Source organism: Methylobacterium segetis, assembly GCF_004348265.1.
Classification (GTDB): domain Bacteria; phylum Pseudomonadota; class Alphaproteobacteria; order Rhizobiales; family Beijerinckiaceae; genus Methylobacterium; species Methylobacterium segetis.
This window is the reverse complement of record NZ_SMNT01000189.1, coordinates 1-314: the sequence shown is the minus strand read 5'-3', so window position 1 is coordinate 314 and position 314 is coordinate 1. Positions and strand designations below refer to the sequence as shown.

1 protein-coding gene is annotated in these 314 nt (G+C 75.8%); it reads right to left on the bottom strand.

The features are described from left to right. On the bottom strand, positions 1–314 hold a 314-nt coding region (locus E1J50_RS25700; RefSeq protein ID WP_132257063.1), incomplete at both ends, for an Ig-like domain-containing protein.

Below are 314 nucleotides of genomic sequence, written 5' to 3'. Positions count from 1 at the left end.
TCGCGCGCGGTGGCGGTGAGGCTGGTGGTGCCCTCGGCTAGGGGGTTTGCCGGGGTGAAGCTGAACGTGCCGTTCGGGGCGGCCGTGACGGTGCCGAGCACGGTCGTGCCGTCCGAGATCGTGACGGTGGCGCCGGGCTCGGCGGTGCCGCTGATGGTGGGCGTGCTGTCGCTGGTGAGCGGGATCGAGGCGAGGGCCGGGGCGGCGGGCGCGGCGGTGTCGATCGTCAGCGAGACCGCCTGGGAGGCGGGCGAGAGGTTGCCGGCGGGATCGCGCGCGGTGGCCGTGAGGCTGCGCGTGCCGTCGGTGAGCGG